This is a genomic window from Micromonospora sp. WMMC264, from assembly GCF_027497275.1.
In the GTDB taxonomy this organism is placed as follows: Bacteria; Actinomycetota; Actinomycetes; order Mycobacteriales; family Micromonosporaceae; genus Micromonospora; species Micromonospora chalcea.
Window position 1 is genome coordinate 5,120,579 of sequence record NZ_CP114907.1, and the last position, 12,762, is coordinate 5,133,340.

General features: G+C 72.4%; 13 protein-coding genes. 9 read left to right on the forward strand and 4 right to left on the reverse strand.

Features of this window, described 5'->3' with window-relative positions; genetic code table 11:
* Positions 1–16: 16 nt before the first annotated feature.
* From O7542_RS22325 to O7542_RS22335, 3 genes are all read left to right on the forward strand, one after another.
* Positions 17–1,696, forward strand: coding sequence for a phospholipid carrier-dependent glycosyltransferase (locus tag O7542_RS22325; protein ID WP_281605163.1), 1,680 nt, complete (start codon positions 17–19; stop codon positions 1,694–1,696).
* Positions 1,697–1,982: 286 nt separating this feature from the next.
* On the forward strand, positions 1,983–3,278 hold the full coding sequence (locus tag O7542_RS22330; RefSeq protein ID WP_043326826.1) for a VWA domain-containing protein: 1,296 nt from the start codon (positions 1,983–1,985) through the stop codon (positions 3,276–3,278).
* A gap of 2 nt (positions 3,279–3,280) precedes the next feature.
* Positions 3,281–4,054: a hypothetical protein gene (locus O7542_RS22335; RefSeq protein WP_043326828.1), complete on the forward strand. Its 774-nt coding sequence runs from the start codon at positions 3,281–3,283 to the stop codon at positions 4,052–4,054.
* Positions 4,055–4,105: 51 nt separating this feature from the next.
* Here the strand turns inward: O7542_RS22335 and O7542_RS22340 are convergent, their stop codons facing one another.
* Positions 4,106–4,375, reverse strand: a complete 270-nt coding sequence (locus O7542_RS22340) for a hypothetical protein (protein ID WP_043326829.1) — start codon at positions 4,373–4,375, stop codon at positions 4,106–4,108.
* A gap of 129 nt (positions 4,376–4,504) precedes the next feature.
* Between O7542_RS22340 and O7542_RS22345 the strand changes: the two genes are divergently transcribed.
* The 4 genes from O7542_RS22345 to O7542_RS22360 all read left to right on the forward strand — a co-directional run bounded on the left by O7542_RS22345 (position 4,505) and on the right by O7542_RS22360 (position 7,625).
* Positions 4,505–5,161: a 4'-phosphopantetheinyl transferase superfamily protein gene (locus O7542_RS22345; RefSeq protein ID WP_043326831.1), complete on the forward strand. Its 657-nt coding sequence runs from the start codon at positions 4,505–4,507 to the stop codon at positions 5,159–5,161.
* Between the two features lie 75 nt (positions 5,162–5,236).
* Positions 5,237–6,469, forward strand: coding sequence for a hypothetical protein (locus O7542_RS22350; RefSeq protein WP_281605164.1), 1,233 nt, complete (start codon positions 5,237–5,239; stop codon positions 6,467–6,469).
* 128 nt (positions 6,470–6,597) lie between these two features.
* Positions 6,598–7,317, forward strand: coding sequence for a VOC family protein (locus O7542_RS22355; RefSeq protein ID WP_281605165.1), 720 nt, complete (start codon positions 6,598–6,600; stop codon positions 7,315–7,317).
* 116 nt (positions 7,318–7,433) lie between these two features.
* On the forward strand, positions 7,434–7,625 hold the full coding sequence (locus tag O7542_RS22360; protein ID WP_043326835.1) for a hypothetical protein: 192 nt from the start codon (positions 7,434–7,436) through the stop codon (positions 7,623–7,625).
* Between the two features lie 225 nt (positions 7,626–7,850).
* Here O7542_RS22360 and O7542_RS22365 read toward each other — a convergent pair whose 3' ends face one another.
* Positions 7,851–8,228 (reverse strand): hypothetical protein, encoded by a 378-nt coding sequence (locus O7542_RS22365; RefSeq protein WP_166455821.1) that lies wholly within the window; start codon positions 8,226–8,228, stop codon positions 7,851–7,853.
* Between the two features lie 181 nt (positions 8,229–8,409).
* Here O7542_RS22365 and O7542_RS22370 point away from each other — a divergent pair, with 181 nt between their 5' ends.
* Entirely contained in the window at positions 8,410–8,874 is a 465-nt protein-coding gene (locus O7542_RS22370; RefSeq protein ID WP_281605166.1) for a hypothetical protein, read from the forward strand.
* Between the two features lie 6 nt (positions 8,875–8,880).
* On the opposite strand, the gene O7542_RS22375 is transcribed toward O7542_RS22370, so the two are convergent.
* Positions 8,881–9,750 (reverse strand): alpha/beta hydrolase, encoded by an 870-nt coding sequence (locus O7542_RS22375; protein WP_064447601.1) that lies wholly within the window; start codon positions 9,748–9,750, stop codon positions 8,881–8,883.
* Positions 9,751–9,860: 110 nt separating this feature from the next.
* Positions 9,861–11,966, reverse strand: coding sequence for a cellulase family glycosylhydrolase (locus tag O7542_RS22380; RefSeq protein ID WP_281605167.1), 2,106 nt, complete (start codon positions 11,964–11,966; stop codon positions 9,861–9,863).
* Between the two features lie 289 nt (positions 11,967–12,255).
* On the opposite strand from O7542_RS22380, the gene O7542_RS22385 reads away from it, so the two are divergent.
* The gene (locus O7542_RS22385) at positions 12,256–12,714 is read left to right on the forward strand and encodes a lamin tail domain-containing protein (RefSeq protein WP_051611237.1); all 459 of its coding nucleotides are present in this window, start codon (positions 12,256–12,258) and stop codon (positions 12,712–12,714) included.
* The last annotated feature ends 48 nt before the right edge of the window (positions 12,715–12,762 follow it).

The window sequence follows — 12,762 nt, forward strand, 5'->3', positions numbered from 1 at the left end:
AGCCTACGATCGCCGGGTGACGAGTGCGTCGACAGCACAGAGCGCGAACCCGGACCCTTCCACCGCCGAGCGCGGCGACGGCAGCGGGGGCGGGCTGCCCGCCGCCGTGCGGCGGCGGCTCGCCACCGTCGACGACCGCATCGGTCGGGGGCAGGCGTGGCTGGCCACAGCCGTGGTGGTGGCGATCGCGGCGATCCTGCGCTTCGTGGGGCTCAGTTTCCCGCCCGGCAAGGTCTTCGACGAGACCTACTACGCCAAGGACGCGTACGGGTTGATCGACCGTGGCGTCGAGTGGAACTACAAGGACAACGGCCCCTCGTACGTGGTGCATCCACCGCTGGGCAAGTGGATGATCGGGATCGGCGAGTGGGCCTTCGGCTACCAGGACGCGGACAGCGGCGTCTCGGTGCCGGGCCACCTGATCACGACGTCGCCGGAGTTCGGCTGGCGGTTCGGCGCGGCGGTGGCCGGCACGCTGTCGGTGCTGCTGCTGGTCCGCATCGGCCGGCGGATGTTCCGGTCCACGGTGCTGGGCTGCGCGGCGGGCCTGCTGCTCGCGCTCGACGGGTTCCACCTGGTGCTGTCCCGCACGGCCATCCTCGACATCTTCCTGCTGCTGTTCGTGCTGGCCGCGTTCGGCGCGCTGGTGCTCGACCGGGACGCCCGGCGGCGGCGCTGGACGCGGGCCCTGGAGGCCGGGCTCGACCCGACCCGGCCGGGGCGGGCCGGGCGGCCTCCGTCCGGTTGGCGGAACTGGCCGTGGTGGCGGCTGGCGGCCGGGGTGCTGCTCGGCTGCGCCTGCTCGGTCAAGTGGAGCGCGATCTACTTCGTGCCGGCGTTCGCGCTGCTGGTGCTGTTCTGGGAGGTGGGCGTCCGCCGTTCGGCAGGGGTTCGCCGTCCGTGGCGTGACGCGGTGCTGGACGAGCTGCCCTGGCTGCTCGCGGCCGGCGTGCTGATGGTGGTCACCTACGTCGCGACCTGGTCGGGCTGGCTGCTCAGCGACGAGGGCTACTACCGCCTGGCCGAGCGCTACCCGAACAACCCGGAGCTGAGCGACACCCCGTTCGTCGGGGCGCTGAACAACCTGTGGGAATACCACAAGGCCTCGTACGGCTTCCACACCCAGCTCGACGACCCGCACAAGTACCAGTCCTGGCCGTGGCAGTGGCTGCTGCTCGGCCGCCCGGTGGCGTTCCACTGGTCCGGGGACGGCAGTTGTGGCGCGCCGAGCTGCGCGTCGGAGGTGCTGCTGCTGGGCACGCCGCTGCTGTGGTGGTCGTTCCTGCCGGCGATCGCCGCGACCGCCTGGCTCGGCCTGGCCCGGCGGGACTGGCGGGCGGGCGCGATCCTGCTCAGCATCGCCGCCGGCCTGCTGCCGTGGTTCTGGTTCGCGCTCGACGGCCGGACGATGTTCTCCTTCTACGCCGCGCCCGCGGTGCCGTTCCTGGTGCTGGCGGTGGTCTATGTGCTCGGCGCGATCACCACTCCGGCGCCGGTAACCGCGACGACCGCTACGGCCGCGCCGCCCGATCCGCAGCAGCTACGGGATCGGCGGATGGTGGGCGGGATCATCGCGGGCGCCTACGTGTTGCTGGTGGCGCTCTGTTTCGCGTACTTCTACCCGATCTTCGTGGGCCGGGTGCTGCCGTACGCGGAGTGGTCGGCGCGGATGTGGCTGGACGGCCGCTGGATCTAGAGGCGCGGGCGCCGGCACAAAGAAGCGCGCCCCGATCGCCTGCCACGGGGGAAGCGGGCGATTGGGGCGCGCAAGACAGAGCTTAACCACACTCCGGCACGGGCACAACGGGTGCGGGCCGGTCAGATTTGCGACGGGCACGCCACTGCCGAAAGGTTCACCTCCGGCATCTAACAGTGGGTCATCCTGCGGGAACATAACGGGTTCGATCTCCGGCGCCAGGCAGGAGCGGAGGGACGCCGGACCCGGATGATCTTCCAAAGTGGATCTCACTACACTTCGCCCGGTGATCAACAAGAGACGATCGACGATTGTCCTCTTCGGACTGCTGACGGCCGCCGCGCTGATCGGACCGAGCCCCGCCGGGGCCGACGACGAGACCTCCGAGCCCGTCGCCGAGCCACCCAAGGTGGAGCTGGTCCTCGACGTCAGTGGCTCGATGCGGGCCCGGGACATCGACGGGCGCAGCCGGATCTCCGTCGCGCAGCAGGCGTTCAACGAGGTGGTCGACGCCCTGCCGGACGAGACACAGCTCGGCATCCGGGTGCTCGGCGCCACCTACCAGGGCAAGGACAAGAAGCAGGGCTGCCTGGACACCCAGCAGATCGTGCCGGTCGGCCCGGTGGACCGTACCCAGGCCAAGGCCGCCGTCGCCGGGCTGCGACCGACCGGTTTCACACCGGTCGGGCTGGCGCTGCGCTCCGCCGCGCAGGACCTGGGCACCGGCAGCACCGCCCGCCGGATCGTGCTGATCACCGACGGTGAGGACACCTGCGCCCCGCCCGACCCGTGCGAGGTGGCACGCGAGCTGGCCGCCCAGGGCACCCGGCTCGTCGTGGACACGCTCGGCCTCGCCCCGGACGAGAAGGTACGCAAGCAGTTGCTCTGCATCGCCGGCGCGACCGGCGGCACCTACACGGCGGCGCAGAGCGCCGACGAGCTGACCGGCCGGATCAAGCAGCTCGTCGACCGGGCCCGGGACACGTACACGGCCACCCCGGCGGTGGTCGGCGGCGGCGCGGCGTGCCAGGGCGCGCCGCTGCTCGCCCCCGGCGTCTACAGCGACCGGGAGGCGTTCTCCGAGCACCGTTGGTACCGGGTGCCGGTGCGGCCCGGCCAGGAGCTGCGCGCCTCGGTGAGCGTCGCGCTGGACCGGCCGGTCAACCCGGACTATGGCGTGCTGCTGCGCGCCACCGCGCCGGACGGGCGGGAACTGGTCCGCGGCGTCGACGCCGGAAGCGGGCGCACCGACGTGGTCTCCGCCGGACTGCGCTGGTCGGCCGCCGAGGAGGAGGACGACGACGGCCCGAGCCCGGAGCCGAGCCCCGGCGCGGAGCAGGCCGTGCGAACCGTCTGCCTGGTGGTCAGCAACTCCTTCGCGGCCAAGCCCGGCACGCAGACCCAGCCGGGTATGCCGGTGGAGCTCACGGTCGACGTGGTCGCCGCCTCCCCCGCCCCGGACGGGCCGGACCTCGGCCGCGGCTGGGTGCTGCTGCTCCTGCTCACGCTGGCCGGACTGCTCACCGGGCTGGTCGCCGGACTGCTCACCCGCTGGTGGGTGCACACGTGGAGGGTGAACTGAGCATGCGTACGCTGATCCGCGCCGCGGCGGCGACCACCGCCGTCGGTCTCGCGCTCACCCCGGCGGCGGCCCTGGCCGCGCCCAGTCCGTCACCGGGCGCGACCACTGTGACCAAGGCCGGCACCTCGTTCCTCACCGCCACCACCGTCACCGCCGGGCAGCCGGTGCAGGTGGGCGCGTCGACCGGCGACCACCTGTACTGGTCGTTCCGGGCCGACGCCGGGCAGGTGCACGAGATCACCGCCACCGTCACGTTCCCGAAGCGACGCACCGGCGCGTCCACCTGGACCGTCGACGTCTTCGACGGGCTGCGCCGCCGGCAGGCGTGCACGGCCGGCGCGCAGACGCCGACAGCGGACGCGGCGGCCACGAGCGTGGCGCTCGGCTGCACGCTGCGCCGGGTACGGCCGTGGGCCGAGCCGTGGTCGGGCGACCCGCTGCCCGGCACCTACTACGTCCGGCTCTCCGTCACCGACCTGCCCGAGCCCGACCTCGGCCTGCCGGTCGAGGTGGAGATGCTCGTCGGCGCCACCGACGAGGGCGGCGCGTCCGGCGACGACGGCGAGCTGGCCGCGCCGCTGGTGCCGAACACGAGGGCCGGCACGGTGCTGGCCGCCGAGCCGACCCCCGAGCCGGTGGCCGAGGAGGAGACCGACCTGACCGGCTGGCTCCCCGACGCGGGCTCGCGCTGGGTGTGGACCGGCGTGGGCGGCGTGCTCGCCGCCGTGGCCGGCGTGGTGGGCTTCGCGCTCACCCGGCGGCCCCGCCGCGGCTGAAGGACCACTCCCGGTGGCCGTCGTGAACCCGACACGACGGCCACCGGGAGCTCAGATCGTCCTCGAGCCGCGCGGCACCCAGCCGATGAACCGGTCCTGGAGCGCGGTGACCGGCACGGAGCGCAGATCCTGCGTGGCCGCGGCCAGGCAGGAGCCGAGATAGACGCTCAACGACGCCCGATCCACCTGGTACTCGCTCAGCAGGTGGTGACGTTTCGTGGCGCAGGGCCATTCGTCACCGCACGAGCCGCAGGTCCAGTCGGGGGTCACCGGCACGTGCTCGCCGTCCCGCCTCCCCGGTGCCTCCGCGCCACGCGTCATCCGCCGCTCCTTCCCTGTTCGGAATCGTGGTCGTGATGGGCCGGTTGCCTCCCCGCAACACACCTTCAGCGCCACCGCACGCCCCAGCGTTACGGTACGTTCACCGCGTGCCTCCGTCATCCGTCGCACGTGCGTGATCTGCTGCCGGCCGTGGTCGCCGTGTCGGTGGCCGGCCCGGCCGACTGGTCCGGCGAGTTGCTCCCGGCCGAACGAGCCGCCCTGGGCGAGCGCGCGGTGCTCCACCGCCGCCGCGACTTCACCGCCGGCCGGGTCTGCGCCCGCCGGGCACTCGCCACGCTCGGCCTGACCGGCACGCCGGTGCCGGCCGGCGCGGACCGGGCCCCGGTCTGGCCGCCCGGCGTCGTCGGCGCGATCACCCACACCCGGGACTACTGCGCGGCCGCCGCCGCCCGCGCCGCCGACGTGCGCGCCGTCGGCATCGACGCCGAGCGGCACCGCCCGCTCTCCCCCGGGGTACGGCGGAAGGTGTGCCGCCCCGACGAGGAGGCGGACCTGGCCCGGCTGCCGGCCGGGATGCCCTGGCCGACCGTGTTGTTCAGCGCCAAGGAGACCGTCTACAAGGTCTGGCACCCGCTCGTCGGGACCTGGCTGGGCTTCGCCGACGCGCGCGTCACGCTCGACCCGCAGGCGGGCACGTTCCACGCCGAGATCGAGCCGGCCCGGCTCGCCGCCGCTCCGGTGGCCGACCCGCCGTCGCGCGTGACCGGACGGTTCGCGGTGGACGACGATCTGGTCCGCACCGCCGCCGTCCTGCCACATCGATGACGCCCTGTCGGCCGGGTTGACCCCGGCTTGTACCGTCGTTCCGACTGAAATCCCGAAGGCGCCCCAAGGAGTACGGTGAGCCACCCTCAGCCTCCGTCCGGGTCACCGGACCCGAACCAGCAGCCGCCGGAACCGCCGACGCAGGCGTTCCCCACCGCGCCGATGCCGCCGAGCGACCCCTACGAGCCGCCGCCCGCCCCGGACGCGCCGACGGCCCCGATCTCGGGCGCGCCCTACCCGCCGCCTCCGGGCACGCCGCAGCCGCCGGTGTCGGGGCCGCCGCAGCCGTCGGTGTCGGGAGCGCCGTATCCGCCGGCCTCCGGGGCGCCGTACCCGCCGCAGCCGGGGCCGGGTGAGCAGTACCCGCCGCCCGCTCCCACCCAGGCGTTCCCGCCGGCGCCGCCGACCTCGGGCGCGCCGTACCCGCCGCCCGGCAGTGAGTATCAGCCCCCGGGCGCGGCGTATCAGCCCCCGGGCGGTGAGTACCAGCAGCCGGGCGCGGCGTATCAGCCGCCGGGAGGCGAGTACCAGCAGCCGGGCACCGCGTACCCGCCCCCGGGCAGTGAGTACCAGCCGCCGGGCGCGGCGTATCAGCAGCCGGGGGGCTACCCGCCGCCGGGCGGTGGGCAGCCGCACCCGCCCACCGGCGCGCCGTATCAGCCGGGAGCGCCGTTCGGACCGCCGGCCAAGAAGTCGAACAAGAACGTCTGGATCACGATCGGCATCGTCGCGGCGCTCCTGCTGCTGCTCTGCTGCGGTGGCGGCATCTTCGCCGTCTACAGCGGCGTGAACAAGGCCCAGGAGGCGGTTGACTCGCTGCCCACGCCGGGCGTCACCTACGGCGTCCCGGACGAGCAGACCCCGACCGGCGGCCCCACCGGCACGCCGCAGCCGGGCACCACCGACGACAAGACCTTCAACATGCCGGCCGGCGACAAGCTGATCGTCAACGACACCGACGGCACCATCGAGATCACCGTCGGCAACTTCCGGACCCGGAACTCCGCCTGCAACGAGATCATGCCCGGCCCGAAGAAGGGCATGTTCCTGATCGCCGACGTGACCGCCGAGATCACCAAGGGCACCGGTTCGATCAACCCGTTCTACTTCTCCTGGGTGGCCGAGGACGGCACCGAGGAGAACGGCATCGGCGGCGCCTTCTCGGGGTGCGGCAAACTGATGACCTCGGGCAACAACCTGCCCGCCGGCTCCAAGCGCAGCGGTCAGCTCATCTTCGACGTCAAGGACCAGAACGGCGTCGTCGAGTACAAGCACCGCTTCCGTACCGCCGGGTCCTGGAAGCCCTGACCCGCGCCTGACCCCGCACCGGGGCCGGTCCGTCTCGGACCGGCCCCGGTGCCCGTTCGGACAATGCCCGTCGGCCGTTCGGGCCTTTCCATGTGCGCGTGGGCGCTCCCGGTGGCCAGGCTCGGAGCATGGCGAACGAGACGACCATCCCGCTGCTGCCCTGCCGCTCACTTGACGACGTGGCGCCCTTCTACCAGGCGCTCGGCTTCGAGGTGACGCACCGGCAGGAGCGCCCCAACCCGTACCTGGCCCTGCGCCGGGAGGACCTCAACCTGCACTTCTTCGGGATGCCCGGGTTCGACCCCGCCGACTCGTACGGCTCCTGCCTGGTGGTGGTCGACGACCTGACCGTCCTGCACCGCGCCTTCGCCGACGGCATGCGCGCCACGTACGGCAAGGTGCTGGTCGCCGGTGTACCCCGGATGACCCGGCCCCGGCCCCGCCGCAACCAGGACGGGCATTCCGGGTTCAGCATTGTCGATCCGGGCGGCAACTGGATCCGGTTCGTGGCCCGGGCCTCGACGCCCGACGCCGACGACGACCGGGGCGGGCTCGCCCGTACGCTCGGCAACGCCGTGGTGCAGGGCGACTCGCGCGGTAATCCCGCTCAGGCCGCGCGCATCCTCGACGGCGCGCTGGCCCGGCCCGACGCGGCCGACGAACCCGCCGTCCTGGTGGAGGCGCTGGTCTACCGGGCCGAGATGGCGCTGCAACTCGGGGAGCCGGAGGCCGCCCGGGAACGGGTAAGGCAGGCCCGGTCGGTCCCACTGGACGACGAGTCGCGCGTCCGGCTGGCCGACACGCTGCGGCACGCCGAGGACATGATCCCGGCCCTGCCGACCGCATGACCGCCGGCCGGATGCGGGCTGACGCCGATCCGGTGGCGGCGGTTTGCCGTGCGGGTCAGCGGGGACGCGACGTGGCAGGCGGCGAGGGCCGCCACGCGACGATCCGGGGAGGCGGCATGAGCGTCGAACGGGCGAACAACGACCTGGAGAACCTGGCCGGTCCGGCCCGGGCCCGCCTGGGTGACCTGAACCAGGACGAGCACGCCGAGGCCGACCGGGTGCGGGAACTGGACGAGATCCGCGGCAAGCGCCCCGGCGAGCACATCCAGGAGGACGCCCGCGACGCCGACGACAACTTCACCGCCTAGCCAGATCTTGGAAGCAAACGGCTGCCATAGGGGCCGAAATCTTCCAAGATCTCTCGGCGTCCGGTCATCCACGATGATCGGCTTGTGTGTCTCGACGGATCGGCGGCACGGGTCGCCGAGCGTCGATGCGAAACGCACCAGTTGACCAATCGCAATCATTGATGACGCAAGCAGACTGAGTTGCGTGACCAAGCCATCACCGCAGAGATCATGGGCGATACCGAATCAGTCCTGGTGGCGCCGGCTTTCCGGCGGCACGAAAGCCGTGCTCGTGTCCGGCGGCGTGCTGGTGCTGTGCTGCTGCGGCGGCGGGATCGCCGCCGTCGGCGGCGCGACGGACGAGAAGCCCGCGTCGATCAGCGCCGCCTCGACCGCGACCGCGCGCAGCGCCGATCCGCCCCCTGCCGCCCACTCGTCCGGCTCGCCCTCGAACGTCGCCGCACCGACCGACTCGCCGTCCGCTCCGCCGACGACGCGGGCCGCCGAGCCGTCGCCGCAGACCGCGACCGCGCGTCCGGCGCCCCGGCCGAAGCCGAAGCGGACCACGCCCAAGCCGACACCGAAGCGGACCACGAGCGCGCCCCGGACCACCAAGCCGTCCACCGGCACCGTCCAGGGCGCCGTCCACCCTGGCGCTTTCTGCTCGCCGGTCGGCGCGACCGGCCGTACCGTCAAGGGCACGCTGATGCGGTGCACGCGCAAGGCCGGCGATGCCCGGGCCCGGTGGCGCGCCGCGTGATCCGCGTCGGCGGGCGGTGTCGGGGGTGGTTCCTATCCTGGGGCGATGGTTCTCACTGACGTCACCGGGTCCTGGGCCGGCACCAGCGGTTTCCGTCTGATGCCCGCCGATCCGCTCGCCGAGTCGCCGGCCACCGCCATTGTCGCGACCGCCGCCGGTGGCCACCTGACCACCGTTTCGTACTCGTGGGGCCATCCGGGCGACGGGCCGCAGGACGGTCTGCTGGTGATCGCCGCCGGCGAGCAGCCGGGCTCGCTCGTCGCCTGGTGGGGCGACTCGTGGCACCAGCAGCCGACGGCGATGACGCTGACCGGCACGGCGGGCGGCGCGGCGGTGGTCGAGCTGAGCGCCGGGTACGGCGACGGATGGCAGTGGCGGATCACGGTGGACACCGCCGACCCGGCCACCCTGCGGCTGCGGATGGAGAACGTGGTTCCGGCCGACCAGGCGGGGGCCGACATGCCGGCCGGCCCCTACCCGGTCATGGTCACCGACGTGCGCCGCGCCTGAGTCCGGTCAGGCGGCGCCGTCGAGGATCTCCCGCAGCCGGCGGGCGAACGCCTCCGGCTGCCCGGCGTGGCCCATCTCCTCACCCAGGAATCCGCCGTGGTGGCTGGGGAAGACCGCGGCCTTGCCGCCGAGCAGCTCGGCCGCGGCCACCGACGTGCGTCCGGTGAAGGTGTCCGCCGACTCCTCGCCCACCGCGACGACGACCCGGGTACGCGCCGCGCGCAGCGCGTCCACGTCCGGCCGGAAGCGGGTGACCGCCGCGGCGCGGTCGGAGAGCAGCGGGTCGTCCCGGCTGCCGTCGTCCTCGGTCGGCATGCCGAACGCGGCGGGGTCGGGCAGCGGCTGGGCGAAGTACTCGTCGGTGAACTCGCCCCGCCACGACGTCATGGCGATGAACGCCGCCATACCCGCGCCCCAGCCGCTCTTCTGGTACGCCTCCTGGCAGGCGGCCATGGCCCGCCGGGCGGCCTCGGCGTCGGGAAGCACCTGCACCAGCGGCGGCTCGTGCGCCACGAGCGTGGCCACCGCGTCCGGGTACGCGGCCACCAGGGCGAGCGCGGTCACCGCGCCGCCGCTGCTGGCGAACATGTCCACCGGTCCCGTGCCGAGGGCGTCGATGATGTCGCGTACGTCCCGGGCCTGGACCTCGGGCACGTCGTCGCCGCGGCCGTCCTTGCGGACGCTGCGCCCGAGCCCGCGCGGGTCGTACGTGACGACGGTCCGGTCCGGGAAGTACGAGGCCAGCGTGGCGAAGCCGTCGGCGCACATGGGCTGGCCGATCATGAACAGCGGGCGGTGTCCGGCGTCGGCGGCGCTCGGCGTGCGAATGTCGTAGACGAGGTCGACCTCGGGCGTCTGCAGAGTAAGCGTGTTCATGCCTCTGTCGACCGTCGCCGGCCCGGGAACTCATCGGTCCGGCGGGGAACTCCGCCGGGACCGGCTCGCGGCGGTGTCGACGCCCACCGCCGCGAGCCGTGCCGTCGCCGTCAGCTCACCGTGCCGGTGACGGTGCTGCCGGACTTCGTCACGTAGTAGGTCAGCTTCGTGCCGCTCCAGAAGTGGAACGTCAGGGTGACCCGCTGACCGTCGTTGACCTCGGCGAAGAACTCCGGCTTCAGCGCGATCGTGTTGCCGGTGTAGTTCGGCGCGAACGTCACGTCGAACTCCTTGTACGAGGTCCAGTTGTGCGGGCCGGCGTTGCTGCCGTCCGCGTACTGGGCCTCCATGGTGGCGAGCTGGTCGCCGCGGAACTGCGCCGGGAGCGTGAACGCGGCGGTGGTGCCGGTCGCGTTGGAGAGCACCGGCGGGTCGTACGTGATGATGCTGATCCGCCACGGCACGCCCGCGGAAAAGCGTGCCTGGAGGTTGGCGTTCACGCCGTACGCGCGGGAGCCGACCAGCCGGGTGAGCGCCGACGCGGTGAGCGTCAGCGTGCTGCCGGAGACCGTGTAGTCGGTGCCGTTGACCAGGTCGGTGGTGCCCTGGCGCAGCCCCTGGAACGTGGTGCCGTTCAGGTTGAGCGTCAGGCTCTTGGCGGTGATCGTGCCGGTGCGCGGCACGTACACCTGGTCGCTGGACGCGGTGCCGGAGCGGGTGGTCCAGCTCGACTTGATCTGCGCGAACAGCTCGGGGTCCTTCCACACGAACGACGTGCGGTCGAAGTGCTGGCCGTTGTCCCAGAGCTGGGTGGTCAGCTTGCGGCTGCGCGCGTAGTGGCCGAGGAACTCGAAGAACTTCAGCTTCTCGCCCTGCTCGATGGTGCCGGTGTGCCGGTCGAAGCCGAGCAGCCCGTACTCGCCGATGATCACCGGGATGTTGCGGGTGACGAAGGCGTTGTAGACGCGGTCGAACTGGTCGGTCAGGTCCTGCTGGACCGTCGCGTCGAACTTGGTGCCGCCGGCGACGTTCACGCTGAACGGCCAGTACCCGTAGAAGTGCACGGTGGCGATCAGGTTCGGGTCGTTGAGCGTGTTGAACGTGCTGACCAGCTCGTCCACCCGGGCCTGCTCGGCGGAGGTGTGCAGGGTCGGCAGGACGAGCAACCGGGTGGCGTTGTTCCCGCCGGACTGGCGGACGATGCGGTGGAACGACGTGTTCAGCTCGTTGAGCAGCGTGGCGTTCTGCGCGTCGCCGGAGCTGCCGGTGAACTGCGGCTCGTTGACGCTCTCGAAGGTCAGCTTCGGCGAGGAGTCCTTGAACGCGGCGGCGATCTGGGTCCAGAGCGCGTTGTAGCGGTTCAGCACGCCTGTGCGGTCGGTGGGCATCGTGTTGATCCACTGCCACGAGTCGTGGTGGATGTTGAGCACCACGTAGAAGCCGTCGGCGAGCGCCCAGCCGACCACCTCGCGTACGCGGTTGAGCCAGGCGGAGTCGATCGTGTAGTTCGGCGCGGCGCCGTGGTGGTTGCTCCAGGTCACCGGGATGCGGATGCTGTTGAAGCCCTGCGCCCGGACGTTGTCCAGCAGCGCCTCGGTGACCCGCGGGTTGCCCCAGGCGGTCTCGTCCGCGCCGACCGCGTCGAAGGAGTTGCCGAGGTTCCAGCCGGGTTGCATGGCGGCGACGGCGGCCATCGCGTTGCCGGCGGGCGGCGGGGTGGTGGGCGGCGGGGTGGTCGGGGGCGGCGTGGTCGGCGGGGGCGTGGTGGTCGGCGGCGGGGTGGTTCCGCCGACGCCGCCGGTGCAGGCCACGCCGTTGAGCGTGAACGCGGTGGGCGCGGTGTTGGTGCCGGTCCAGGAGCCGTTGAAGCCGAAAGAGACGGTGCCGTTCGTGGCGATCGCGCCGTTGTAACCGACGTTCGTGGCGGTGACGTCGGCGCCGGAGGAGGTGACGTTGGCGCTCCACGCCTGGGTGACCCGCTGGCCGGACGGGAACGTCCAGCGCAGGCTCCAGCCGCTTACCGGGTCACCCAGGTTCGTCACGTCGACGTTCGCGGTGAAGCCGCCGGGCCACTGGCTGGCGGTCGTGTAGGTGACGCGGCAGCCGGCCGCCGCCTGGGCGTTCGTCGCCAGCAGTGCGGTGCCGGCCACGAGTGTGGCGGCGGTCGCCGCGACCAGGCCGACCCGCAATCGGGCGGTACGGAAAGAGCGGAACATGGTGGTTCCTTCGTGGTGGGGTGGGCGCGTGGACGGGGAGGGCGGGGCGCGCACCCGCCCAGCGCGAGAATAAGTTTGGATTCCAAACATTGTCAATCGGCGCATGTGGATGCGTAACCGTTCCGGCGTCCCGGCCTCACCCCACCGACCGGGCCGGTTCGACGACCGGCCACACCGGACCCGCCAGCCGGTCCGAAACCCGCCGGACACGCCTCGTGGGAACAATTTCGGCCGGGAATCCTCGCTACGCTCTCGCCCGCCAACACCGCTCTGACCTCAAGGGGACATCGTGCGCAGAAGGCTTCTCGGCATCGCGTCGGCGATCACCATCGCCCTCGCCGGCACGTTCGCCGCCGCCGCTCCGGCCCAGGCCGCCACGCCGCCTTTCATGATCACCAAGGTGTACTACGACTCCCCCGGCAAGGACACCCGCTCGAACGCGAGCCTGAACGCCGAGTACGTCCAGCTGACCAACAAGCGCAAGACGGTCCAGAACCTCAAGGGCTACTACGTGCGCGACAAGGCCGGCCACGTCTACTCGTTCACCGGCGACTTCAAGGTGGCCGCCGGGAACAGCATCGTCATCCACACCGGCAAGGGCACCAACAAGGGCACCCACCGCTACTGGGGCCGCGCCGCGTACGTCTGGAACAACGACGGCGACACCGCCTACCTGCGCAACCCCTCCGGCAGCCTGGTCGACAGCTGCAGCTGGGGCAAGGGCGGACGCGGCTACACCAGCTGCTGACCACCCGCGAAACGGCCGGCCCACCCGATCCGGGGGGGCCGGCCGTCT